This is a genomic window from Streptomyces sp. NPDC087215, from assembly GCF_044744885.1.
Taxonomy (GTDB): Bacteria; Actinomycetota; Actinomycetes; order Streptomycetales; family Streptomycetaceae; genus Streptomyces.
The window spans coordinates 103,828-127,447 of sequence record NZ_JBIUZD010000017.1 but is presented as its reverse complement, the minus strand read 5'-3'; the positions used below and the strand labels follow the sequence as shown (position 1 = coordinate 127,447).

The window sequence follows — 23,620 nt, the reverse complement described above, 5'->3', positions numbered from 1 at the left end:
CCGAGACGCCCGCTCCGGGAGAACCGCCCGTATCGGGTGTGCCGCTGGTGCGGGGCGAATCGTCCGACTCACCGGAGTCCGTACCTCCGCACGAGCCCGTGCCCGTACGCCCGCGTGATCCCGTGCCCGTGCCTCCGCACGAGCGTGGGTCCGTCCGGCCGAGCGATCCCGTGCCCGTACCCCCGCATGCGTCCGGGGCCGACTCCGGGTGGTCCGTCCGGTTCACCCGGCTCGGCGCGCCCCGGCCCGGTCCGGCCGCCCGGCGCGCCCGCCGGTTCGGCGTGCCGGTCGTCCCGATGCTGGTGGCCGGTCTCGTGGCGGCTGCCTTCCTGACCGTCAGGGGAGGGGCCGGGCAGGAGACGGAACTCGAAGGGCGACCGGGCGGGGACCCGTCCGCCGTCTCCGGCGAGGGCCGGAGCACCGGGATGCCGTACGGAGACCCGGGGACGCTCGGCGGAACGCGTTCGGACGACGCCACGCCCCTGGCCGACGCGCCGGTGTCCGGGACGTCGCTGCCCGACACGCCCGACACAGCACCTGCCGGAACGCCTACGTCCGTGATGTCCGCACCGGGTGTCCCGGGTGACGGCGGGCCGTCGGAAGCTCCCGCCCCCACCGGCCGGACCGCGACCTCGAAGCCCTCCCGCTCAGGGCCCGGCGCCCCGACACGCCGCCCGGCGCCGACCGGGCCGAGCGGCGACCGGCCCGGCGGGGCGCCCGTCTCCTTCGAGCACCTGCGCGTCGGCGACTGTTTCGACATCGACCGCGCCACGCCGGGCACCGCGCTGCGGCGCGCCTGCGACAGGCCGCACCACGCCGAACTCGTCGCCCGGCCCCGCCTGACCGGCCGCTACGCCACCGACCAGGCGATCCGGGAAGCGGCCACCCTGCTGTGCCGGGCACCACTGAGCCGCAAGGCCGCACGACAGTCGCTCGGCACCCGCTGGACGACCTTCGTCCAGTACCCGTACCGCACCAGCCATCTCCTCGGCTCGGTGCACGCCGCGTGCAGCCTGGCCGCCCCCTCGGGCGACAGGTTCAGCCACCGGCTCCGGTAGCGGCCCCCGCCGCGAAGGCGGTCGCCAGGGCCGTCGCCGGATCACGGTCCGCCGGACCCGCCGGGGACCAGCGCGCACCGGACTTGGCGTACGGCCACCAGCGCCCGTCCTCGCCGAGCCGCACCTGCGCGTCCGTGCCCACGGCCGTCCACCGCGCGCCCCCGGCCCGTCGCAGCGGCGGCCGGTCGTCGTCCTCCCAGGACTCCGCGAGCCGCTCCCCGGCCCGTGCCAGCGCCCCGGCGTCCGGCGTCCACTCCTCCTCCAGTACGGCGAGACCGGCGGCGCCGCCGAACCGCCACGCGCGCGTGGCCAGGTCCAGGTCCGCCCGGGACCGGCCCGAACCGGTGGCGAGCCGCGCCGTGATCCACGGCAGGGGGGAGCCCGCCGCGAGCCGCACCGCGTCCTGGGAGACCGTGGGCGAAGGCTCGACGCGCATCGCGCCCGAGCCCTCGGGACGGGACGCGGCCACCGGCCCGAGCGCTTCGGCCAGCAGCCGGAGCGCACGGGCCGCCGCGTCCGTGGCCAGGAACTCCAGGGCGGCGGGGTCCACTCCCGGCTCCGGATCGGTCTCGGTGTCGAGCGACGGCGGACGGCCCGGCACGTCCGGGACGACCGGAGGCGCGGGCAGCGGCGGCAGGAGGAACCCGCCCGCGTACGCCTCCTCGGCCGACACGCCCGGCATCCCGCCGAAGCCCACGGCGCGGTCCGCCCCCGGCATGTCGTCGCCGCCGGGGCCGCCGCGTGCCGCGCGCGAGGCGCTGCGGGCCTGGAGCTCGTCCACGAGGGCGCGTTCGCCGCGTCCGCGCAGGAGCAGCAGGACGAAGGGGTCCTCGTCGAGCAGGCGCGCCACCTGGTAGCAGAGGGCCGAGGTGTGCGGGCAGTGGTCCCAGGCCTCGCAGCCGCACTCGGGGTCGAGGTCGCCGATCCCCGGCAGCAGGTCGAGCCCCACCGCCGCCGCGTCCTCCACGAGGTGCGGCGGCATCTCCCGGTCGAGGAGCGCCGCGATGTGTCCCGCGCTGTCCACGGCGAGGTCCAGGAACCGGTCCCACTCCTCGTCCGTGAACTCCCGCACCAGGACGTCGCTCCGGTGCGCCGTCCCGTCGCGGTCCTTGACCACGGCCGTGATCCGGCCGGGCCGCACCGACACGGCGCCCACCGCGCCCGCCCGCGCGTTCCTGCGGCCCGCCTTGAGCTGCTGGCCGTCGAGCGCGGTGCCCTCAAGGGCCTGGAGCCACGCCAGGCCCCACCAGGTCCGGGCGAAGCCGCCGCCGCGCGCGGCCGGCAGCGCCGCGAAGGTCCGTTCCTCGTCCCCGTGTGCGTATCCGGTCATCGTCCGTCCCCCCGCAGTCGTACGAGCTCCGCCAGTTCGGCGTCGGTCAGTTCGGTCAGCTCCGACGGCGCGTCGCCGCCCGTGCCGAGGACGGAGTCCGCCAGTTCCCGCTTCCGGTCGAGCATCGCCGCGATCCGGTCCTCGATCGTGCCCTCGGCGATCAGCCGGTGCACCTGGACCGGCCGGTCCTGGCCGATGCGGTACGCGCGGTCGGTGGCCTGGGCCTCGACGGCCGGGTTCCACCAGCGGTCGTAGTGCACCACGTGCTCCGCGCGGGTGAGGTTGAGCCCGGTGCCCGCCGCCTTGAGGGAGAGCAGGAAGACCGGCACCTCCCCGTCCTGGAAGCGGGCCACCATGGCTTCCCGTTCGGCCACCGGGGTCCCGCCGTGCAGGAACTGGGTCCGCACGCCCCGGGCGGCGAGATGGGTCTCCAGGAGCCGGGCCATGCCGACGTACTGGGTGAAGACGAGCGTGGCGGCGCCCTCGGCGAGGATCGTGTCGAGGAGTTCGTCGAGCAGTTCCAGCTTGCCCGAGCGTCCCGCGATCCTCGGACGCTCCTCCTTGAGGTACTGGGCGGGGTGGTTGCAGATCTGCTTGAGGCCGGTCAGCAGTTTCACGACGAGCCCCCGGCGTGCCATGCCGTCGGCCTCGGAGATGGCCGCGAGCGTCTCGCGCACGACCGCCTCGTACAGTCCGGCCTGTTCCGGTGTCAGGGAGACGGCCCGGTCGGTCTCCGTCTTCGGCGGCAGCTCGGGCGCGATGCCGGGGTCCGACTTGCGGCGGCGGAGCAGGAACGGGCGGACGAGCGCGGCGAGCCGTTCGGCCGCCGCCGGGTCCCTACCGCCCTCCACGGCGGCGGCGAACCGGGTCCGGAAGGCACCCAGGCCGCCGAGGAGCCCCGGGGTGGTCCAGTCGAGGATCGCCCACAGCTCGGAGAGGTTGTTCTCCACCGGGGTCCCGGAGAGCGCCACGCGCGCGCGTGCCCCGATGGTCCGCAGCTGCCGGGCCGTCGCCGAGTAGGGGTTCTTGACGTGCTGGGCCTCGTCCGCGACGACGAGTCCCCAGGTCCGCCCGGCGAGCCGCGCCGCGTCGAGCCGCATGGTGCCGTACGTGGTGAGCACGAATCCGTCGCAGGGGAGGTCGTCGAGGCCGCGGGCGGCGCCGTGGAAGCGCCGTACCGCAGTGCCCGGCGCGAACTTCTCGATCTCACGCTGCCAGTTGCCCATGAGGGAGGTCGGGCAGACGACGAGCGTGGGGCCCGTGGTGTCCGGCTCGGACTGCCGGTGCAGATGCAGGGCGATCAGGGTGATGGTCTTGCCGAGTCCCATGTCGTCGGCGAGACAGCCGCCGAGACCGAGGGAGGTCATCCGGTGCAGCCAGTCGAGCCCGCGCAGCTGGTAGTCGCGCAGGGTCGCGGCGAGCGCGGCGGGCTGGGCGACCTCGGTCCGGGCGCCCTCCGGCGCGGCGATCCGTTCCCGCAGCCGCTCCAGCCAGCCGGTCGCGGCCACCGGGACCGGGCGCCCGTCGATCTCGGTGCTGCCGGTGAGGACGGCCGAGAGGGCGTCCACCGGGGTGACCTTGCGGTCCTGCTGGGCGCGGGCCCTGCGCACCTCCGCCGGATCGACGAGCACCCAGCGGTCGCGCAGGCGCACCAGGGGCCGCCCGGCCTCGGCGAGACGGTCCAGCTCGGCGCGGGTCAGCTCCTGGTCGCCCACCGCGAAACGCCAGTGGAAGCCGAGCAGGGCGTCGGCGGAGAGGAAGGAGGGGAACGATGCCGAGGAGGCGGCCGAGGGGGAGTCACCTCCGGTGTCCCCGATGCCTCCGGTGTCCCCGGCGTTCCCGCGCGCACCGGGCGTGTCGGTCGCGCCCGGCGTGTCGGAAGCGGGCCTTCCGGCGCCTTCCGGGACCGTTCCGGTCGGCTGTCCCTCACCGTCCACCGGGCCGATGACCGCGCTCGCGGTCAGCCGGTCGGCGAGTTCGCGCGGCCAGTGCACCTGCACACCGGCCGCCGCCAGGGCCGGACCCGCCCGGCCCAGCAGTTCCGTGACCTCCTCGTCGGCGAGTTCGACGGTGTCCGGCACCGCCGCCGACAGGAGCGGCGCGAGCGGCGGCCAGGCACGCGCGGCGCGCCGCAGCGAGAGCAGGGCGTCCATCCGGGCCCTGGGCCCGAACGCGGTCGCGGTGCGTCCGGTGCCCGCCCACACCTCGGCCGCGTCCGCGACCAGTGTCGGGTCGGCGACGTCGTGCAGCTGCAGGACGGCCCGGAAGGCGGGCGCCTCGCTCGATCCGGCGGTGAACCCGGGGAGTTCGAGCCGCAGCGAGAGCCGCACACCGGCGTCGTGCACGGCCGCCACGTCGGCGGCCCAGGCCCGGTGCTCGGGCACGGCGACCGGCGTGTCCGCCGCGAAGGCGGGCCCGCCGGCCGCGAGCGGAGCCGCCGGAGTGCGGGGCAGGCAGTCCGCCACGGCGTCCACGAACGCGCGCAGGAGCGCCTCCGGTTCGGGGAGGAGCGGAGCCCCGGACGGCTGCCCGTCCGTCGCCGCCAGCGGGACGGCATGGGCCGTGGGCGGCATCGACGCGGCGAGCGTGCGCAGTTCCGCCAGTTCGCCGGGGCCGAGCGGCCCGGCCCGCCAGGCGTCGTGGTCGCCCGGGGTGAGGCCCGGCAGGAGCAGCCCACGGGCGACGAGCCCGAGGCCGAGCAGCGAGGCCGCGCCCCAGAAGGCCGCGGCGGGCGAGGCACCCTCCGCGAACCGGGCCCGGGTGAGCAGCGGCAGGGCGTCCCGTACGGGAAGGGTGTACGCGGGAACGGTCACGGCCCGCAGCTCCGCACCGTCCACCACCGTGAGTTCGGCGGACCCGTGCGGGAGTTCCGGGAGCGGCTCGCCGTCCGCCGACCAGAACGCGATCCGGCCCGCGCGGGGCGGATCGGCGGGGAGGAAGACGGCGGAGTGGCGGGCGAGCGTCCCGGTCGGTTCCCCGAGGGGGCCGGGGGCGGTTCCACAAGCGGGTTCGCGGGCCGAATCGTCAAGTCCGTGCGACAGCGACAACACATTCCTCAAATTTGACTACCCGAAGACTGAGCGGCCGAGGATACCTTGCCGGGCCGCCCCGGAACACAGGGTGAGTATGTGATTCAAGACACATGGATCTGGGGTGGGGATCGCCCTACCCCGGACCCCCGGCGCACCCCCGGCGCGGGCCGGGTGGTGACGCCATGGCCCGGTCCTGCCGCCCCTCCGTACGTTTTCGGTGGGCACCCGACGACCGATGCGCCACCGCACGACGGCCGACCCCATCGCGCCCCCAGCCGTCCCAGAGAACCCGGAGCCCCGCCATGTCCCAGGCCACCGTCCCGCCACCGGCCGTCGCCCCCTCCCCGGCGCCCGCCCGCCCCCGGGGCGGCAGCGAGTTCACCCCGCTCCTGCGCACGATCAGGGAACAGGGCCTCCTCCAGCACCGCCCCGGGTGGTACGCCCGTGGCATCGCGGTCAACCTGCTCGGCATCGCCGCCGTGGTCGCCGGGCTCGCCCTGACCGGCCCCTCCTGGTGGGCCCTGCCGCTCGCGGTGCCCCTCGCACTGTTCTCCGCCCGAGTCGCCTTCGTGGCCCACGACGCCGGCCACGCCCAGATCACCGCGAACCGCCGGGCGGGCCGGATCATCCAGCTCGCACACGCCAACCTCCTGCTCGGCATGAGCCGGGAATGGTGGAACGACAAGCACAACCGCCACCACGCCCACCCCAACCACCTCGACAAGGACCCGGACGTCGCCGCCGACATCCTCGTCTTCGCCGAGCACCAGACCACCGGCCGTACCGGAGCGCGCGGCTTCCTCACCCGCCACCAGGCCCTGCTCTTCTTCCCCCTGACGACCCTGGAGGGCATCGCGCTCAAGGTGTACGGAGTACGGTCGCTGCTCGCACCGGACGGACCCTGCCGCACCCGGCGCGAACGGCTCGTCGAAGGCGGACTGCTCCTGGCCCACTTCGCGGGGTACGCCACCTTGCTGCTGACCCTCCTCACCCCGGCCCAGGCCCTCGTCTTCGCCCTCCTCCACCAGATGCTGTTCGGCCTGCACCTGGGCATGGCCTTCGCCCCCAACCACAAGGGCATGGAACGGCCCGACGAGCATCCGGACGGCGACGACTGGGGCCACCTCCGGCGCCAGGTCCTCACCTCGCGCAACATCCGGGGCGCCATCCTGACCGACTGGTTCCTCGGCGGACTCAACTACCAGGTCGAGCACCACCTCTTCCCGAGTATGCCGCGCCCGCACCTGCGCCTCGCCCAGCCGGCCGTCCGGGCCCACTGCGCGGCGCTCGGGGTCCCGTACACGGAGACCGGCTTCGTGGACTCGTACCGCCAGGCCCTCGGCCATCTGCACGAGGTGGGCGCGAGCCTGCGTTCCGAGGGCGCGCAGTAGGGTCGAAGGAGATCACGCGCGATGTGATCATCGGTTCGGTGGCCGCTGTGCCGGTGCACCGGCACAGGACGGCGGAGACCCCGCCGGACAGCGGAGAAGGGGAACTCCTCATCATGAGCGTCGCCACGGTCACCACGGTCAGCAGCAACGACACCTACACCTTCACCAAGCCCAACCGGGAGCGGATCACCCTCGTCGCCGGGCTCGGCGTGGAGGGCGACGTCCACGCGGGCGTGACCGTCAAGCACCGCTCCCGGGTCGCCCAGGACCCGACCCAGCCCAATCTGCGCCAGGTCCACCTCATCCACGCCGAACTGTTCGACGAGGTCGCGGAAGCGGGCTTCGAGGTGGCCCCGGGCGACCTCGGCGAGAACGTCACCACCCGGGGCATCGACCTCCTCGGTCTGCCCACCGGCACCCGCCTGCACCTCGGCGCCGAAGCCGTCGTCGAGGTCACCGGACTGCGCAACCCCTGCGCGCAGATCGACGGCTTCCGGCACGGACTCCTCAAGCGGGTCGTCGGCCGCGACGAGGACGGCGGGATCGTCCGCAAGGCCGGGATCATGGGCGTCGTCCTCACCGGCGGCGAGATCAGGCCCGGCGATCCGATCCGCGTCGAACTGCCCGAGGGCCCGCACCGCCCGCTGGAGAAGGTCTGAGACCGGACTCGGGGCCGCCGCGGAGCCCCGGCCCCGGGCGGACGCCGGTCAGTCCTCCAGGGAGCAGGAACCGACCGGATCACCGTGCGCGGGCTTCTCGATCGTCCGGTCGGCGGGCGGCCGCGTGCCCCTCTCGACCCAGCGTGTCAGCGCGTCGAACGCCGAGCGGTAGCACGGCAGGATCGGCCGCAGCCGGTCCGGGAACGTGTCGTACAAGCCGTCGGCGTGCGTGCCGCCCCGGACCGTGTAGTACCGGTGCAGCCCGCCCCGCCCCCGACCGTCGATCATCCGCGCGTACACGTCGGAGTCGGTGGCGATGGGCAGCAGGGCGTCCAGGTCCCCGTGCAGGGTGATCAGCGGCCTGCCGATCCGGCCCGTCAGCGCCACCTTCGCCACCGCCCGGTGGACGGCCGTCGGACGCGCCGCGTAGTCGTACAAGGCGTCCGACGCGCAGGGCGCGAAGACCTGCTCCACGGTGCCACCGGCCGTCGCACCGGGACACGCCGGATCGTACGAGGGATCGAACTCGGCCCGGAAGACCTTCTGCGTCAGACCCCAGTAGACCTGCTCGTGGTACGGCCACAGGAACCGCGACCCCGGCGCGAAGCCCGCCCCGATCAGATCCTCGTCGGTGGCCCGCCCCAGCGACCTGGCGACCGTCACGGGCAGACCGGTGAGGAGGTTCGGACCGTGCGACGTCCACAGCACGCCCTCCCAGTCCACCCCGCCGTCGTACAGCTCGGGCCGGTTCTCCAGCTGCCAGCGCGTCAGATAGCCGCCGTTGGAGATCCCCGTCATGTACGTCCGCGCGGGTGTCCGGCCGTACCGCTGCCGTACGGCCTGCTTCGCGGCCCTCGTCAGTTCGGTCACCCGGCGGTTCCACTCGGCCACCGCGTCACCCGGCTCCCGGCCGTCGGTGAAGAAGTCGTGTCCCGTGTTGCCCTTGTCGGTGGCGGCGTACGCGAAGCCCCGGGCGAGGACCTGGTCCGAGATCAGCGCGTCCGTGGCGTACTGGCGTCGAGTGCCCGGCGCGCCCGTGACGACCAGACCGCCGTTCCAGCGGTCGGGCAGCCGGATCACGAACTGCGCGTCGTGCGCCCAGCCGTGGGTGGCGTTGAGACGTGAGTCGTCGGGGAAGTACCCGTCGATCTGCACCCCCGGCACGCCCGAGGGGTTACGGGTCCCCCGCGCGGCCAGACCCGACTGGTCCGCCATGTCGGTGTACGGGGTTCCCGCGAGCCCCGCGGTCGTCAGGTCGTTCAGGCACGCGGACCGCTGGTGCTCGGCTCCGGGCACCCGGAGCCGTTCCTGTCGGGCACAGTGCCCGCCGGCCCGGTCCCGCGCCCCGGCGGGACTCGCGGGGGCGAGGACGGTGACCCCGGTCAGGAACGCGACGAGCAGGGAGACGCCCGGGAACAGGCGCATGGTGGACCTCCGGTGGTACGGGAAGGGGTGCGGCGCCACATCGTGCGGCGCGCACCCACCACCGGGCCATGGGTCCGGCCCCCATGCCGAGGAGGGATCTTGTGGGGTGTGATGAATCCTCTGAGGGACGGGGAAACGGCGGATGGGGAGCACCGGGCCGTGGGCTGAGAGCGGGGAGCCGGGCGAGGGGGGCGGGCCCGGCCACCGGAAGCCGGAAACCACGGCCGGGGGAGTGGGGAGCCGGGGGCCGGGAGTCGGGTGCGGGGAGCGGGAAACCGGTTCGGGGAGGCCGGTGACTCCGTGCGGGGAGCCGGGTCCGGGAGACCGTTCAGGACGGGCGCAGCGCCATCGCGTCGAGTCGCGAGAGGAGCGCGGGCAGCCGGGCTCCCCGGGCCACCGGGAGCACCGCGCGGGGCAGTTCGTCGAGGAGGACGAACGCCATGTCGTCGGTCCGGGCCACCAGCGACCACCCAGGCCCGTCGGCCCGCAGCGTCCGCCCGCCTCCGGCGGCTCCCGTGTCGGACCGCACCCGACCGGCCGGGGGCGGGTCCTCCAGATAGCCGCGGAGCTGGTCGAGCGCCCTGCGGACCCCGTCGTAGGGATCGGTGGCGGGGCTGAGGGCGGAGCCCTGGGCGGCGGGACCGGATCCGGTTGCGGCGGGGGCCCGGGGTCCGGATCGGGCTCCGGGGGGCGTGTGCGAGGAGTCGGGCCGGGCTCCGCCGAGTCCCCCGGGACCGGCGATGTCTCCGGTTCCGACGATGGCTCCGGGACCGGTGGCGGCCGGGGCGGTGGTCGTGGCGTCGCGGCCCCCGGCGGACACGGGCGACCCGAGCGTCCCGTCGTCGGCCACCCGCGCCCGCCAGACCGACCACTGGCGCGCCACCTCGTCGGCCCCCGTACGGCGCTGCGCCGGACCCCACTCGTCGTCGCGCGGTGGCGCCAGCGGGGGCGGATTACCCTCCTCCGGTGCCGGGTCGTGCGGCGCGGGCACGCCCGGCGCGCGGGTCGCCACGGGGAGCGGCCAGCCCGGCAGCCCGGCGACGACCGAGTTCTCGTCGGGGGACAGGTCGTAGGCCATGCCGCAGTCCCAGGACGATGGCGACCGCGACCAGGGACACGTCGTCCACGACGACCGTCCACCGCGCCCCGAGCCCGTCCTGGCCGAACAGCAGCCCGTATCCGTCCGCGTACGGTGCGAGCCCCAGCGCGGCACAGGCCGCCGGGTAGTCGTCGCCGAGCACGCTCGGGAAGCGCGCGGGCGTCAGGAGCGCCGCGGTGAGCACGAACAAGGCATCCGCGTCACCGGCGGCCTCGGCGATCCGGTCCGTGCCCGTCACAGCGGCCTCCCCTCTGGTGGTCGGCGCACCTTAACCAGTCAGTAGGGAGAGCTGTCCATAGTCCGGCGCGGTGACCTGTGTCGCCGCTCCGGACCCTTGCCCTGCCCGGAGATCAGGTCTCACCGGCCGGTCGCCGGGCCGGTTCCTCCCGGAGACCGAGCAGTGAACGCGCCACCGCGTCCGGCGACTCGTTCCGCTCCCGGGCCAGCGCGAGCAGGGCCCGGCAGGCCAGTTCGTGGACACCGAACGACAGCATTCCCGGAGAGACCCGGCCCGCCGCCTCCTCCGCCCGCGCCGGATCCTCCTCGGCACAGGCGGCCACGTACTCCGCCGCCGCCTCGAACAGGTTGTGCCCCTGCCGGGGCCGTACGGGCGCGGGGGCCTCGGCCCGTGGTGCGCGCCGGGCGGCCGGAAGAAGCCTGCGCAGTCCGTCGGGTATTCGTGCCACACCCCACCGCCTCCCCCGGGCACGACTGCCCGGCACCACCACCGTAGACAGTGAAGTGCCCCGGCAGAAGGGTGCGTCGACGGCAAAGGCCGAAGAGCCGTTCCGCTTGCGGTAAGCGCTTGCGCCCTCCCCGGGCCGATCCCGCGACTACTCGGGTTTCGGCGGGGTGTCCGTCCGCAGCAGCGGAAGGTTCTTCTGCACGGCCCTGTGCCAGCTCCCGTCGGAGATCATCCGCTCCAGCGCGGTCGTGATCCGTGCCCGGAGCGGGCTTCCCTTCGGGAGTCCGATGCCGTACCGCTCCTCCGTGACGGCGAAACCGGCGAGTCTGAACCGGTCCTTGAACTGCTCCTGTGCGGCGTATCCGGCGAGCAGCGCGTCGTCGGTGGTGACGGCGTCGACACCGCCCGAGGCCAGTTCGGTGACGCAGCGCGTGTAGGCGCTGTGCGTCACGACCTCCGCCTGAGGCGCGAGCGTCGTCCTGATGAGGAGTACCGGCGTGGAGCCGGTGACGGCGCAGACCTTCTTGCCGTTGAGGTCGGACCTGGTCCGCACGGAAGTGTCGTTCGCCCGCAGCAGCACGTCCTGATGGGCCACGAGATAGGGCCCGGCGAAGTCGACCTCCTGCTTCCGCTTGTCGTTGATCGTGTACGTGGCCACCACGAGGTCCACCTGACCGGCGATGAGCGAGGCCTCACGGGTGGCGCTGCGGACCTCCTTCCAGGTGATGGCGGCCGGGTCGTGTCCCAGAGCCCCGGCCACATAGGTGGCCACGTCCACGTCGAGCCCCTCGTATCCGCCGTCGGGCCGCTTCCAGCCGAGACCGGGCTGGTCGGACTTGATCCCGATGCTGATCTTCTCTCCGGTCCCCCCGGACGGCTTCCCCTCCTCCGTGCCCGTTCTCGTGGACGGGGCGGGGGAGGAGGGCGCCTTGCCCGCCGAGCCGTCACCGTCGCCCTGGGGCCCGTTCCCGCCGAACGGGAGGAGGTTCCACGCGAGGACCCCGCCCAGGGCGAGGACGACGGCCCCGGCACCGGCGTACAGCGCGCCGCGCCGTGTCCGGGCCACGGGCGGCCGGTCCGGCAACGGCGGCACGGGACGGGCGGGGCCGGTGGCCGGGGCGACCGCGTCGACGAACGGAGCGGGGGCGCCGGGCGGCGGGACCGACGACGGGTGGAACGTGGACGCGGCAGCGGGCGGGACGAAGGCCGGAAGGCCGCGAGGAGCGCTGGGCGCGGAGGTGTCAGGAACCCGGGGCGTGGAGCCCGAGGGGAATCCCTGTCCAGGGCCGGGCGGGTCACCGGGTGCGGCATCGCTTGCGGAGCCGTTCGCCGGGCCGGGTGGGCCCCCGGGTATGGAGCCGGGCGTGAGGCGGGGCGGCGCGTCGGGCGCCGCCGGTGTCGCGCCGGCCGGGGCATCGGGTGCGCTCCCCTCCCCGGGCTCCTGGCGGACGCCCTCGCTCCGCTCGCCCGGCAGCGCGACTCCGGGCGCGGGCGGGGCGATGTGCTCCGGCGCGGCCGGCGCGGCACCCACCGCCCATGGAGCGACACCTCCAGCCGGGCGGGGAGGGGGGCCCGGCACCAGATCCGGAGCGGCGCCCGCCGCCGGACCGGTGTCCGGTGCCCGGTCCTCGGCCTCCGGCGCGGTACGGGGGTCTGCTCCGGCGCGTGCCTCGACCTCCGCCAGCATCCGGTCGAGTGCCGCCCCGTCAGGGCGTGCGGCCGGGTCCCGGACGAGGACCCGCGTCAGTACGGGAGTGAGCGCCCCGGCACGTCGGGGCGGTGGCACGTCCTCGCCGAGGACGGCCGCCAGTGTGGCGAGGGTGTTGGCCCGGCGCAGCGGATGGCGGCCCTCCACGGCCACGTACAGCGTCAGGGCGAGCGACCAGAGGTCCGAGGCCGGTCCGCCCTCCTCGCCCGCGACCCGCTCGGGCGCCATGTAGTCGGGCGTACCGATGATGGAGCCGGCGGCGGTGAGGGCGGTGGCTCCGTGGATCGCCGCGATCCCGAAGTCCGTGAGGACGGGCCCGTCGTCCGGTCTGAGCAGGATGTTGGGGGGCTTGACGTCCCGGTGCTGGACACCCGCCGCGTGGGCGGCCCGCAGTCCGGCCAGGATGCCGCGCCCCAGGGTGGCCGCCTCGCCGACCGTGAGGCGGCCACGGTCGAGCCGGTCCTGGAGCGAACCGCCGTCGACCAGCTCCATGACGAGCCAGGGGTACGTGCCCTCGCCGCCGTCCACGATGTGATGGACGGTCACCACCCTGGGGTGGGCCAGGCGGGCCAGCGCGCGGGCCTCGCGCAGCACCCTGGTCCGCAGCTCCCGTGCGGCCTCGGGGTCGTACTCGGCGAGCGCGGGATCGGGCGGGCGGACCTCCTTGAGGGCCACCTCGCGGTGCAACGCCAGGTCGCGTGCCCTCCACACGGTCCCCATGCCGCCCCCGCCGAGCCGCGCCACCAGCTCGAACCGGCCGTCGATCACCCGTGCCACCCACAGCCCCCTCGCCCCGTCGTGGTCCGGCGTGGTCCTGTCACGTCCCGCCGGGCTGCCACCCGGCACCGACTCTGCCACATCGGGAAGGCCCTCTCGGAGTTTTCCACAGCCCGGATGTGACCCCTGGTCACATCCGGGCCGGGGCGGGGGCCTACGCCCGTCCGAAGACCGCCGTCCGTGTGCGACCGGTCTCCTCGAAGGTGATCGCGGTCTCGCCGCCGTCGCGGTCCGCGTCACCGCCGTACGGCTCCCCGTCGAGCCGCCAGCCCACGAACCCGGACCCGGGCTCGGGCACGGCCGTGGCGATGACCGTGGCGCCGTCCGCGTACGGGCCGTCCTGCGAGAGGGAGACGCGTCCGCGCCCGCCCTCGCACTCCAGCTCCAGAGCGTGCCGTCGCTGCTCGAAGCTCGCGACGAGTTCCATGTCGTGGGCGCCGACGCCGATGCCGACGGTGTCGGCGTTCCCCGCGCTCGACCCGTCGAGCGTCCGTCCGGCGAAGCTCCAGCCGGTGGCGGGCGTGGCCTGGTGGAGCAGGTCGGCGCCCGCCGGTTCGGCGCGCTTGGCGGGGGCCTTCTTCACCGTTCCGCCGCCGCTGGTCTTCGTGGTGACCGTGGACGTGGGCGTGGTGCCCTTCTTGAAGGTGGCGAGGAGGGTGTGGTCACCGGCCGGGACGCGGAAGCCGGTCGCACCGCCCCTCGCGGCCTTCCCGTCGAGGGTCCAGCCGCTGAACACGTACCCCTTGGCGGCGACCCCGTCATGGGTGGTGGCGGTGCCCTGGGGATAGGGACCGGGGAGCACGGCCTCGACCGTGCCCGCGACTTTGAGGGCGACCGAGGCGGTCACCGTGCACAGGGTGTCCGAGGTCCTGGCCGCCCGGTAGGCGCTCACGGCGGTGCCCGTCCCGCTCAGGACGTCGGCGGTGTCGGACGACAGCGGCTTGTCGAGTCGAGCGGTACGCCGATCGGTTCGCCCCGGTAGCTCTGGCGGGGGTTGCTGAAGCGGTTGATCCCGGTGCAGGCGCCCTCGGCGCCTTGCGGCAGCTCGACTCGTAGGCCATCAGGGACGACCAGACGCCCGACGCCGGGAAGTAGCCGGTGGCGCCGTTCTCCGGCTGCACGGGCTGGGTGACCCGGTCGTGGTCCGCGCTGAGGTTGTGGCCGATCTCGTGGCCCATAGAGAAGCGGGGGATCGCGGTCCGGCCGACCACGTTGTAGCCCCAGGCGGCGGTCTCGGGGCCTGGGTCGGGCGGTGTGTACCCGAGACCGCCGGAGGCTCGCCCGGCGGCGATGACGGACACGAGGTCGGCTACCGGTCCCGAAGCTCGGGGAAATCGTCCGCCACGCCGTCGCCGGGGGTGGCGACGGCACCGAGCAGGGAGTTGTCCACCGCGTCCCGAGAGGCCGGGACGTCCACCAGGGCGGTGCCGACCAGACGCAGCCGGACCTTGGTGCCGCTGGTGGCGAAGGCGTCGTTGGCGAGGGCGACTCCCTTGGCGGCCACGGCCTTGATCTGTGCCTCGCCGCCCGCTTCGGTGCGCGCGCCCGGGGTGTGGCCGACCAGGGTGTCGATGAGGGCGTACCCCTTGCCGCCCTTGCAGGCCGCGGCGGCCCTGGTGGTGGCGGACGGGTGGTGGCCCGGCCCCGGGTGCCGCGGGCCTCCGCGACCAGCGCGGCCTTCGGCGGGCTGTTCGTCCTCGTCGGTGAGCGGGGTGAGCTGGGCTACCGTCACCCGGCCCGGCGCCAGGGGCTCGACGGGGTAGAGGTCTCCGCCGAGGAGGAACTGGGCGGAGAGGATCTCGTTGCCGGGGCCTGTCGCAGCCGCCGTCGAGGGTCACGACCACGTTCTGGTCGGTGGTGCCGGGTACGACTCCGTGCCAGACGAGGGTGGACCCGATGGTCGTACGAGCCTCCTCGACCGCCCGTACGGTCACGTCACCGAAGAGGGGAAACGTTACTTCCTGGCCGTAGCCGGTGCCGCACACCGGGGCGAGGGCGGCGGGCAGGACCTGGGCGACCCACTCCCGCACGTAGTCGCTCCCCGGTTCCCCCGCTCCAGTCCCGGCTTCGGTTCCGGTTCCGGCGGCACCGGTGTCGGTGTCGGCCGCACGCGTGCGGGTGCTCGTGCCGCGGCCCGGGGGCCCCTCACCTTCGGGGTGGGTGCGGCCGGTGGTCCGTTCCCCGGTGTCCGGGCTGAGCGCACCCGCCGCCACGGCTGCCCGCATGTCCCGCTCCCGCGCCGCCGGGCTGCCGTACCGCTGTCCCGTGGCGCGGCGAATCCGGTGACGGTGGTGACTCCCCGTGCCACCGCGCCGAGGGCCACACCGCCCGTCCATCTGTGGCGGGCCATCTCATTCCTCCTGTTTCCCGGGGCGCTTGTTCTCCGTGCACCCGATTCACCTGCAGAAACGGGGAAAGGTTTCCTCAGGTCGGAAGGTCGATCACCTGTCGGCGGAGAACGTCACTCCCGGCATCGGGGTGTCCGGGCACAGTGTTGCGCCGCATGACCGTGCGCCCCCGGCGTGAAGGGAGCGCACAACGGTGTCCCTCAGCCTTCGCGGACGGCCGTCGCCAGATAACGGGCGTCCTCGTCGACGTAACCCACGAGTCGCCAGCCCGCCTCGGCGAGCACCGGGCCGAGCCGGGGCTCCGCGCGCAGGTCGTCCGGGGTGATCTCGCGGGCGTGGCGCGCGGCGAGGGCGGCCCTGCCGATGGGGTGGAAGAGGACGAGGCGCCCCGCGGGCCGGACGACACGGGCGAGTTCGCGCAGGTCGGCGACGGGATCCGCGAGGTGGGAGACGAGTCCCGCCCCGAAGACCGCGTTCAGCGCGCCGTCCCGCACCGGAAGCCGCCCGACGTCCGCGCGCAGCAGCGTGGCGGATCCGCCGGGACCGCCGCGTCCGGCCAGGACGGCCTGTTCCAGCATCTCGGGCGTGAGGTCGACGCCGAGGACGGTACCGGAGGGGCCGACGGCCGCCCGGAGCGGCGGGAGCGCCCGCCCGGTTCCACAGCCCGCGTCGAGCACCGCGTCCCCGGGGCGCAGACCGATCGACTCCACGGCGGCGGTGTACGCGGGGCCGTCGTCGGGGAACCGGGAGTCCCAGTGGGCGGCCCGGGAGCCGAAGAACTCTCGTACACGCGTGGGGTCATCGCTCATGGGCCCATGATCCCTCACCCTCGGGGAGGACATCCGGAGGTAATCCCGCCCGGAAGGTCCTGTGGGACGACCTGCCCCAGGGCGCGCTGGGAGCCGTCGTCCTCGCCGACACCCGCCGCCTGGAGGGCTGCTTCCCGGCGGTCGACCACTTCGAGCACCGGAAGATCCCCTTCGTGGCCGCGGCCGACTGCTTCACCGGCGCGCGTGCCCACGGAGCCGCTGATGTCTCTCGCGCCCTCGACCTGTACCGGGGCGCCCCGGTCGTCCTGTGCGACGCGCCCGACCGGGACTCCGGAAAGGAGGTCCTCATCCGTGCCGTCGAGCACGCGGGCCGGGTCCACACGGCCCGCTTCCTGGACACGGCGAACCGATCCGGCCCGTCCGACCGTCAGGACCACCACCCCGTCCTCCCGGTAGCCGTACGTCATCAGGGAGCGCGCGTCGGCGTACGGGAGCACGCCCCGGCGAGCGTCCGCCCTCCTTGATCCGCCGTACCCCGGCGCCACACCCACCGTGAGCCCGTCCCGCCTCTGGATTCCGCGCCACGGGGCCGGGATTCCCGCGGCACGCGCGGGCGTGGTGGGGTGCTTGCCCTGTTCACGACAGTGCGTAAGGCTTGCGGCGATACGGCTGACCACAGCGGTCCGGACCACGGGAGCCCGGCCCGCAGGGGACACACCAAGCAGGGGGAGGACCACTGATGGCACTGGACAAGGGACTTGACTGGCTGCTCGACGACCTGACCCAACGCGTCGGGTTCATACGACACGCGTTGGTGCTCTCGAACGACGGCCTGGTGACGGGTGCGAGCAGCGGGCTCGTACGGGAGGACGCCGAGCACCTGGCAGCCGTCTCCTCCGGCCTGCACAGCCTCGCCAGGGGCTCGGGACGGCACTTCAGGGCGGGCAGGGCCCGCCAGACGATGGTCGAGTTCGACGAGGCGCTGCTCTTCGTCACCGCGGCGGGCGAGGGCAGTTGCCTCTGCGTGCTGAGCGCGGCGGAGGCGGACGTCGGTCAGGTGGCGTACGAGATGACCCTGCTGGTCAACCGGGTCGGCGAGCACCTCGCCGTGGAGGCGCGGCAGCCCGGCGGGCTGGGCGGAGGGTCGTTCTGACGCCCTGACACTCGTTGTCCACAGGCCGTGCGACCTTCGTGACTCTGAGTTACTTTCGTGGAGTGGGTCCGACGGACTCACGGCACGAAGACACGGAGAAGCACGGGGAGGGCCGCGGAATGGCGGTGGACGAAGGAGTACGCACGGTGGCACCGGGGCGGGCCGCGCGAGAACTGGAGCTGAGGCGCGAAGAGTTCCAGCTCGCGGTCCAGATCGGCCTGGTGAGGACGGTACCGGCGGGTGAGAGCGGGCGACGAAGGGTCGAGCACCGCGAGATCGACCGGCTCAAGGCCGCGCCCGACTTCCCCGCCGGGCTGCGCGACCGGGTGAGGGCGGTCGGTACGGCCGAGGCGGCGGCGCTCCTGGCGATCACTCCGGAGCGCTTCACCCGGCTGGTCAGGACCGGGCACCTCAATCCGGTGCGGTTCTCGCTGAACCGCTACCGGGCGGTCGTGTGGACCTACCTCGCCGAGGAAGTGGTCGAGTTCGGGCTCCTCTGCCCCGACCTGCTCACCGGGCGCCTGCCCCAACGACTCCGCGACCGCCTCGCCGCCGACGAGGACCTGCGCCCCAGGAACTGGCGGACCCGTCGGCTCGGCGCTCAGCTCCGCGCCACGGACGACCCGTGGGCCAAGGCCGCGGCCATCGCCGACCTGCTCGACCCGGTGCAGGTGGCCGAGGTCGTCGACGACCCCTACGAACGACACCACCTCGACCGGCTGCGCCCGCCGCCGCTCCCGGGCCTGTCCTTGCGCGCCGTGGCGGCCCGGGACATCGCCGAGCGACTGACGCGGGCCGACGACCCGGACGAGATCCTGTGGCACCGGCTGAGTCTGGCCCTGGCCCTCGACGAGGCCCGCGCCGAGCGCGAGGCGCCGCACCCGGGGGAGGGGACCAGGGGGAGTGAGCGGAAGCCGGTCCCGTGGGAGACCGCCGCCGGGTGGGACCGAGCGACGAGGTGGACACCACCGGGGACGCGGGAGGGAGGCGGACCCTTCCGGACCGGCGCTTCGGCTGGTCGGACGGGGGTGCGGGGGCTCACCGAGCCCTTGCCGCCGGGGGTGCCGCAGCGGCCGGGTGAACGTCCGGGGCCTCTGAGCCCTGCGGGCTCTCCGGGGACTTCGCAGACTCCTGGGGCTTCGATGACTTCGGGAGCTCCGAGGCCGACAGGGCCCGGGGCGCCGTTGAGGGTGCCTGTGAACCGTCCTCCCGTGATGCCGCCGGTAGGCCCGGCGCCTCCGCCCGTGCCCGCGATGCCCCCGGCTGTGCCTCCGATGCTCCCGCCCGTGCTTCCGATGCCCTCGGCCGTCGTCGCGCCCGCCGGGCGCCTTCCGGCGGAGGACCGGCCACCCGGCAGGGCGGCCTGCGGTGGGCTGTTCGCCCGGTTCCGTCGAGCGTGTGAAAGGGCGGGCGGGCGACGGCCCGATCGGCGCGGACGCGAGGACACCTGGCCCTGACGATCCGGGCCAGGGTGTCGGCCGCCACCTGCCCCGACGTACCTCCGGCCCCGGCCCCGCTCGCCCGAGCGATGTGGATCTGCCCCGCACCGCACAGTCCTCCGTGATGCCGTGCTGTCGCGGGTGCCGGGGTGCCGGGGTGCCGGGTGCTGGCGGGAAGCGGGAAGCAGGAGGCTGGGGAGGGGAGGGGGCCACAGGGGGGGCAGGGGAGGCAGGAGCGCGTGCGGGCGTTGGTGTCTGGGGCCCGTGCCGGATTTCGCGTCGGCGTGCGGGAGGAACGGGGTTGTGGGGACGATGGGGGCATGATGTTCTCCCGTGTCGCGGAGGTGTCCAGAGAGGTCGCCGCCACTCCCGCGCGCTCGCGCAAGACCGAGTTGCTCGCCGAGTTGTTCGTGGAGGCTGAGCCTGCGGAGAGCCCCCTGGTCATCGCCTATCTGTCGGGTCGGCTGCCGCAGGGGCGGATCGGGGTCGGGTGGAGCGTTCTCAAAGAGGTCGTGCCTCCCGCTGTGCCGCCCGTCGAGCGGCCGGAGCTGACGTTGGGGCGGGTGGACGCGACGATGACGGAGCTGGCCGGGGTCTCCGGGGCGGGGGCCCGCGCGCGGCGGTCGGAACTGGTGCGCGCCCTGTTCGCCACCGCCACCCACGGCGAACAGGAACTGCTGTTGCGGCTCCTGGCCGGGGAAGTGCGGCAGGGGGCCCTGGACGCGGTGGCGCTGGAGGGCGTCGCGCGGGCGGCGGGCGTTCCCGCCACCGCGCTGCGGCGCGCGGTGATGCTCGAAGGGTCGCTGCCGCCGGTGGCGCGGGCCGTCCTCACCGAGGGGGTCTCCGCGCTCGACCGGTTCAGTCTGCGGGTCGGCACTCCGGTGCAGCCCATGCTGGCGCACACCGCGGCTTCGGTCACCGAGGCGATCGGGCTGGTCGGCCCCTGCGCGGTCGAGGAGAAGCTCGACGGCATCCGCGTCCAGGTCCACAGGCTCGGTGACGAGGTCCGCGTCCACACCCGTTCCCTGGACGACATCACCGACCGGCTGCCCGAGGCGGTGGCGACGGCCCGTGCGGTGGCCGCCGACGCGTTCGTCCTGGACGGTGAGGTGATCGCCGTCGATCCCGGGACGGGGCGTCCCGCCGCGTTCCAGTCCATCGCGGGCCGGGTCGGTTCCCGTACCGATGTGGCCGGGGCGAGTGCCGCACTGCCGCTGACGCCGGTCTTCTTCGACGTCCTCGCGGCCGACGGCGAGGAACTGATCGACCGGCCGGGGCGGGAACGGCACGCGGTGCTGGCCCGGCTCCTTCCCGCCTCCCAGCGGGTGGGGCGCCTCGTCGTCACCGATCCGGGCGACCCGGCGCAGGTCGAGGCCGCCGAGCGGTTCTTCGCCGACACCTTGGCGCGGGGGCACGAGGGTGTGCTCGTGAAGGCCCTGGACGCCCCGTACGTCGCCGGGCGCAGGGGGCGCGCCTGGCTCAAGGTGAAACCCGTCCACACGCTCGACCTCGTCGTCCTCGCGGCCGAGTGGGGCCACGGGCGCAGGACCGGGCTCCTGTCCAACCTGCACCTCGGCGCCCGGACCGCGGACGGCGGCTTCGTCATGCTCGGAAAGACCTTCAAGGGGCTCACCGACGAGATGCTGCGCCGGCAGACGGAGCGGCTCGGTGAACTGGCGGTGGAGGACGACGGATTCACCGTGCGGGTCCGGCCCGAACTGGTCGTCGAGATCGCCTACGACGGGCTCCAGGCCTCTTCGCGCTACCCGGCGGGTGTGACCCTGCGGTTCGCCCGGGTCGTACGGCACCGGCCCGACAAACCGGCCGCCGAGGCCGACACGATCGAGGACGTCGTCGGGCTGCACTGAGTCGGATCGTCGGACTCCACTGAGCCGAGAGGAGGAGTACGGCGGAGAGAGGCGCCGAGGGGCGAGTGGGATGCGGGCGCCCGCAGCGGTCGCGGCGCGCCACGGAGCACCCGAGGGAGGGGCGGGCGTCATCCCTCGCGGGCGGGAGGCCCGCGAGGGATGCTGGAGACGTGCCAGGAGGAGCGGTCGGCGCGATGGACAGGACGGCCACCGTGCGACCTGCGGGCCGCGAGGAGATGAGCGACGTGTACGACTTGCACATCGACACCGATGTCACCGTGCAGCTCAGTGACTGCTGCCGGGAGGACGCCCAGGCCGTTTTCGACGTGCTCGACGGCGTCTACCAGCGGGAGGACGTGACGGCTTCGAGCCCGCAGGCGGCCTCAGGGCCCGCTGTCACCGTATGGACGGCCACTTTCGACACGGCGGGCGGGCAGCGCCGGGAGGCGACTCCCGCCTCGTTGACAGCACCGGTCGGCGTCACGCTCACCGGCGGTTACCACGCTGTCGAAGCGGTCGAGAAGACCCTGGCCGTGGGTTTCGACGTCCGATCCCTGCAATCGGTCTCCGGTGACCAGGAGACCGAGGCGCGTCTGCTGCTCGCGTCTCGTTGAGAGCCACCCCCGATTCCCCGTGGCAGGGGCGCGGAGAACGCGGAGAACGCTGACACCCGGGTGCGACGGAACCGGTGGTCGGCGGTTTCGCGCCCGCCGTGCGACCCCGGTGACCCTTCTCGGTATACACCATGTGTAGAGTGCTTGATCGGTCGTGCAAACCATCCTGACCTGGCGGTTTCCGGCTGTACCGAAGACACCACAGGGGAAGCGGGTTCCGATATGTTCCGATCCAAGCTGGGCCGACGCAAGGGAGCGGCCGCCGCGCTGCTCGCCACCGCGTCTCTGATGCTGACGCTCGGCGGCTGCGGAATGGACACCGTCACCCCGCAGGACGCCCGGGGGGAGGCGGGCGCGGACGCGAAGGAGGCCGCTCCCTCGCGCCGGGTCGACTGCGACAAGGTCAAGTGCATAGCGCTGACCTTCGACGCGGGTCCGGGCAAGGACACGCCCCGACTCCTCGACGTCCTCAAGGAGGAGAAGGTCCCGGCGACCTTCTTCCTCCTCGGCAGCAAGCACGTCGACCGCTATCCCAAGGTGGTCAAGCGCATCGCCGACGAGGGGCACGAGGTCGCCAACCACACCTGGACCCACCGGATCCTGACCGACCTCGACGCCTCGGAGGTCCGGGAGGAGCTGTCCAGGACCCAGGACGCCGTGGAGAAGATCACCGGCCGCAAGCCCACTCTGATGCGTCCGCCGCAGGGCCGTACCGACGACACGGTCTCCGAGGTCAGCAAGGAACTCGGACTGGCCCAGATCCTGTGGAGCATCACGGCCAAGGACTACTCCACCAACGACTCCGCCCTCATCCGCCAGCGTGTGCTCGAACAGGCGCATGGCGACGGCATCATCCTGCTCCACGACATCTACGACGGTACGGTGCCCGCCGTTCCCTCGATCATCGACGAGCTGAAGCGGCGCGGCTTCACCTTCGTGACGGTGTCGGAGCTGCTCGCCCCCGGCAAGGCGGAGCCGGGCGCCGTCTACCGCCCGGAGAAGGACTGACGAGAACCGTCGAAAACCGGGTGAGGTGACTCACACCGCCCACACGGGCGTTCTCGGAACATTGGGGAAAGGTCGACCGTTCATAGGTATGTGACGGCGAAGGGGTCCGGTCCCCAGGTTCCCCCCCCAGAGGCGACCGCTCTTCGCGTCACGGCAGATCGGCCCCGGTTGGAATCCCCCGTCCAGCCGGGGCTCTGTCGTTCCCGGACTTCCCGCACTCCCGCCCTTCGGTGAGGGGTGCCGGAGGGTGCGCCGACGGCGCCCGGGAGGCGCGTGCTCCGGCGGATCCGACCCGTTCGAGTGAGGGCCCGCATGGTGGCCCCGTACTCGGGCACCGATCATCCCGAGCGGGGGAGAAGCACCCCCCGCTCACCGTTCCGAACAGGGACGATCACAGGGGGACACCATGATCCGAGCGACCTCGCGCACCCACCGCACCCTCCTCGCCGCAGCTGGTGCGCTGATGCTCTCCGGCTGCACCACCGTGGTGCCCGACAGTTCCCTGACCTCCGGCGGGGCGGCTCGGGACACGCGGTTCGCGGTCGCCGAACACCGGCTCGTCGCGGAGTGCCCGGACGGCCGACTCCTCGCCCTCACGGAGAGGCCCCGCGCGCCCGACGTGAACCGCGCCCCGTGGGCGGAGCCCTTCGGTGTCGGTCCCGGAGCAGACTCCTTCACGACCACCCTCACTCTCTCCAGGGGCGGCTGCCTCACCGTCGCTCGCGGCGGGCTCTACGGCGACCGGCACGGCCCCTTCCTCTCCGGGGTCACTTCCGGGGTCACTGTCGACGGACTCCAGTTCGACGCCCGGTCCGGGACGAGAACCGACCCCGCTCACCGGGAGGCCCTCGCCCGCCGGACCGGCTGCGCGTCACCGTCCGACCGGCCGCACCCCGACCGGCCGTACTCCGGCGAGTCGTACTCCGACCTGCCCCGTCCGGCCGACATCGCCCGATGCGGCCCCGAGGGCGCACTCGCCGCCGTCCGTGCCCGGCTCGAAGCCGTCGAACCCGGTACGATCCGCGCCCTGCGCCACGGCGAGGTCACCACCTACCGGGAACTGCGCGCCCGCACGCTGAGACGGGCGGCCGAACCGGCAGGACCCACCACCCTCCCGGAGCAGGGCACGAGCCATCCGTGACGCACGCCTTCGCCGTCACCCGGCCCGTTCCGGAAGGGGACGGTGGTCACGATCACGGCGCCGACGACCGGCGGCGTTCCGGGACGGTGGGCGACCGGCAGTCGGCGCGGCCCAC

General features: G+C 74.1%; 17 protein-coding genes and 2 pseudogenes. 10 read left to right on the top strand and 9 right to left on the bottom strand.

All coding sequences use genetic code 11. From position 1 onward, the window contains the following. The first annotated feature begins 170 nt into the window (after positions 1 to 170). Positions 171 to 1,058 (top strand): hypothetical protein, encoded by an 888-nt coding sequence (locus tag ACIO92_RS30390; RefSeq protein ID WP_402283548.1) that lies wholly within the window; start codon positions 171 to 173, stop codon positions 1,056 to 1,058. Here ACIO92_RS30390 and ACIO92_RS30385 read toward each other — a convergent pair. Beyond that, positions 1,039 to 2,388 (bottom strand): SWF or SNF family helicase, encoded by a 1,350-nt coding sequence (locus ACIO92_RS30385; protein WP_402283550.1) that lies wholly within the window; start codon positions 2,386 to 2,388, stop codon positions 1,039 to 1,041. The genes ACIO92_RS30390 and ACIO92_RS30385 overlap by 20 nt on opposite strands. Continuing rightward, positions 2,385 to 5,435 (bottom strand): SNF2-related protein, encoded by a 3,051-nt coding sequence (locus ACIO92_RS30380; RefSeq protein ID WP_402283552.1) that lies wholly within the window; start codon positions 5,433 to 5,435, stop codon positions 2,385 to 2,387. Before ACIO92_RS30380 ends, ACIO92_RS30385 begins: the two co-directional genes overlap by 4 nt. A 287-nt stretch (positions 5,436 to 5,722) precedes the next feature. Between ACIO92_RS30380 and ACIO92_RS30375 the strand changes: the two genes are divergently transcribed. Beyond that, positions 5,723 to 6,811: a fatty acid desaturase family protein gene (locus ACIO92_RS30375; RefSeq protein WP_402283553.1), complete on the top strand. Its 1,089-nt coding sequence runs from the start codon at positions 5,723 to 5,725 to the stop codon at positions 6,809 to 6,811. Positions 6,812 to 6,924: 113 nt separating this feature from the next. Next, positions 6,925 to 7,470 carry an MOSC domain-containing protein gene (locus ACIO92_RS30370; protein ID WP_366443757.1) on the top strand — a complete coding sequence of 182 codons (546 nt, stop codon included), beginning with the start codon at positions 6,925 to 6,927 and terminating at the stop codon, positions 7,468 to 7,470. A 48-nt stretch (positions 7,471 to 7,518) separates the two neighbouring features. Here the strand turns inward: ACIO92_RS30370 and ACIO92_RS30365 are convergent, their stop codons facing one another. The 7 genes and pseudogenes from ACIO92_RS30365 to ACIO92_RS30335 form a co-directional block, all read right to left on the bottom strand. Next, positions 7,519 to 8,895 (bottom strand): tannase/feruloyl esterase family alpha/beta hydrolase, encoded by a 1,377-nt coding sequence (locus ACIO92_RS30365; protein ID WP_402283555.1) that lies wholly within the window; start codon positions 8,893 to 8,895, stop codon positions 7,519 to 7,521. Between the two features lie 328 nt (positions 8,896 to 9,223). Then, positions 9,224 to 10,232 (bottom strand): annotated as a pseudogene (locus ACIO92_RS30360) (hypothetical protein). Between the two features lie 112 nt (positions 10,233 to 10,344). Next, positions 10,345 to 10,680, bottom strand: a complete 336-nt coding sequence (locus ACIO92_RS30355) for a hypothetical protein (protein WP_366443626.1) — start codon at positions 10,678 to 10,680, stop codon at positions 10,345 to 10,347. 147 nt (positions 10,681 to 10,827) lie between these two features. Next, positions 10,828 to 13,107: a transporter substrate-binding domain-containing protein gene (locus ACIO92_RS30350; protein WP_402283639.1), complete on the bottom strand. Its 2,280-nt coding sequence runs from the start codon at positions 13,105 to 13,107 to the stop codon at positions 10,828 to 10,830. 211 nt (positions 13,108 to 13,318) lie between these two features. Further along, positions 13,319 to 14,056, bottom strand: coding sequence for a hypothetical protein (locus tag ACIO92_RS30345; protein ID WP_402283556.1), 738 nt, complete (start codon positions 14,054 to 14,056; stop codon positions 13,319 to 13,321). A gap of 417 nt (positions 14,057 to 14,473) precedes the next feature. Next, a complete protein-coding gene (locus ACIO92_RS30340; RefSeq protein ID WP_402283558.1) occupies positions 14,474 to 14,896 on the bottom strand; it encodes a hypothetical protein in 423 nt (140 codons plus the stop codon). Between the two features lie 816 nt (positions 14,897 to 15,712). Beyond that, positions 15,713 to 16,321: a class I SAM-dependent methyltransferase gene (locus ACIO92_RS30335; protein WP_402283560.1), complete on the bottom strand. Its 609-nt coding sequence runs from the start codon at positions 16,319 to 16,321 to the stop codon at positions 15,713 to 15,715. Between the two features lie 59 nt (positions 16,322 to 16,380). Between ACIO92_RS30335 and ACIO92_RS30330 the strand changes: the two are divergent. The 7 genes and pseudogenes from ACIO92_RS30330 to ACIO92_RS30300 all read left to right on the top strand — a co-directional run. Continuing rightward, positions 16,381 to 16,689, top strand: a pseudogene (locus ACIO92_RS30330) (ATP-binding protein); the annotation flags it as partial. 332 nt (positions 16,690 to 17,021) lie between these two features. Next, on the top strand, positions 17,022 to 17,435 hold the full coding sequence (locus tag ACIO92_RS30325) for a roadblock/LC7 domain-containing protein (RefSeq protein ID WP_366443631.1): 414 nt from the start codon (positions 17,022 to 17,024) through the stop codon (positions 17,433 to 17,435). Positions 17,436 to 17,581: 146 nt separating this feature from the next. Then, positions 17,582 to 18,892 (top strand): DUF6397 family protein, encoded by a 1,311-nt coding sequence (locus ACIO92_RS30320; RefSeq protein ID WP_402283563.1) that lies wholly within the window; start codon positions 17,582 to 17,584, stop codon positions 18,890 to 18,892. 302 nt (positions 18,893 to 19,194) lie between these two features. Continuing rightward, a complete protein-coding gene (locus ACIO92_RS30315) occupies positions 19,195 to 20,742 on the top strand; it encodes an ATP-dependent DNA ligase (RefSeq protein WP_366443633.1) in 1,548 nt (515 codons plus the stop codon). Between the two features lie 194 nt (positions 20,743 to 20,936). After that, a complete protein-coding gene (locus tag ACIO92_RS30310) occupies positions 20,937 to 21,356 on the top strand; it encodes a hypothetical protein (protein ID WP_366443634.1) in 420 nt (139 codons plus the stop codon). 222 nt (positions 21,357 to 21,578) lie between these two features. Beyond that, entirely contained in the window at positions 21,579 to 22,364 is a 786-nt protein-coding gene (locus tag ACIO92_RS30305; protein ID WP_366443635.1) for a polysaccharide deacetylase family protein, read from the top strand. 406 nt (positions 22,365 to 22,770) lie between these two features. Next, positions 22,771 to 23,505 (top strand): hypothetical protein, encoded by a 735-nt coding sequence (locus ACIO92_RS30300; RefSeq protein ID WP_402283566.1) that lies wholly within the window; start codon positions 22,771 to 22,773, stop codon positions 23,503 to 23,505. Positions 23,506 to 23,620: the final 115 nt, after the last annotated feature.

What these genes read in the sequence shown, in the direction of transcription:
- ACIO92_RS30385 (WP_402283550.1), bottom strand. Translation starts at nt 2,388, where the DNA reads ATGACCGGATACGCACACGGGGACGAGGAACGGACCTTCGCGGCGCTG.
- ACIO92_RS30375 (WP_402283553.1), top strand. Translation starts at nt 5,723, where the DNA reads ATGTCCCAGGCCACCGTCCCGCCACCGGCCGTCGCCCCCTCCCCGGCG.
- ACIO92_RS30370 (WP_366443757.1), top strand. Translation starts at nt 6,925, where the DNA reads ATGAGCGTCGCCACGGTCACCACGGTCAGCAGCAACGACACCTACACC.
- ACIO92_RS30365 (WP_402283555.1), bottom strand. Translation starts at nt 8,895, where the DNA reads ATGCGCCTGTTCCCGGGCGTCTCCCTGCTCGTCGCGTTCCTGACCGGG.
- ACIO92_RS30350 (WP_402283639.1), bottom strand. Translation starts at nt 13,107, where the DNA reads ATGGGGACCGTGTGGAGGGCACGCGACCTGGCGTTGCACCGCGAGGTG.
- ACIO92_RS30335 (WP_402283560.1), bottom strand. Translation starts at nt 16,321, where the DNA reads ATGAGCGATGACCCCACGCGTGTACGAGAGTTCTTCGGCTCCCGGGCC.
- ACIO92_RS30325 (WP_366443631.1), top strand. Translation starts at nt 17,022, where the DNA reads ATGGCACTGGACAAGGGACTTGACTGGCTGCTCGACGACCTGACCCAA.
- ACIO92_RS30315 (WP_366443633.1), top strand. Translation starts at nt 19,195, where the DNA reads ATGATGTTCTCCCGTGTCGCGGAGGTGTCCAGAGAGGTCGCCGCCACT.
- ACIO92_RS30310 (WP_366443634.1), top strand. Translation starts at nt 20,937, where the DNA reads ATGGACAGGACGGCCACCGTGCGACCTGCGGGCCGCGAGGAGATGAGC.
- ACIO92_RS30305 (WP_366443635.1), top strand. Translation starts at nt 21,579, where the DNA reads ATGTTCCGATCCAAGCTGGGCCGACGCAAGGGAGCGGCCGCCGCGCTG.
- ACIO92_RS30300 (WP_402283566.1), top strand. Translation starts at nt 22,771, where the DNA reads ATGATCCGAGCGACCTCGCGCACCCACCGCACCCTCCTCGCCGCAGCT.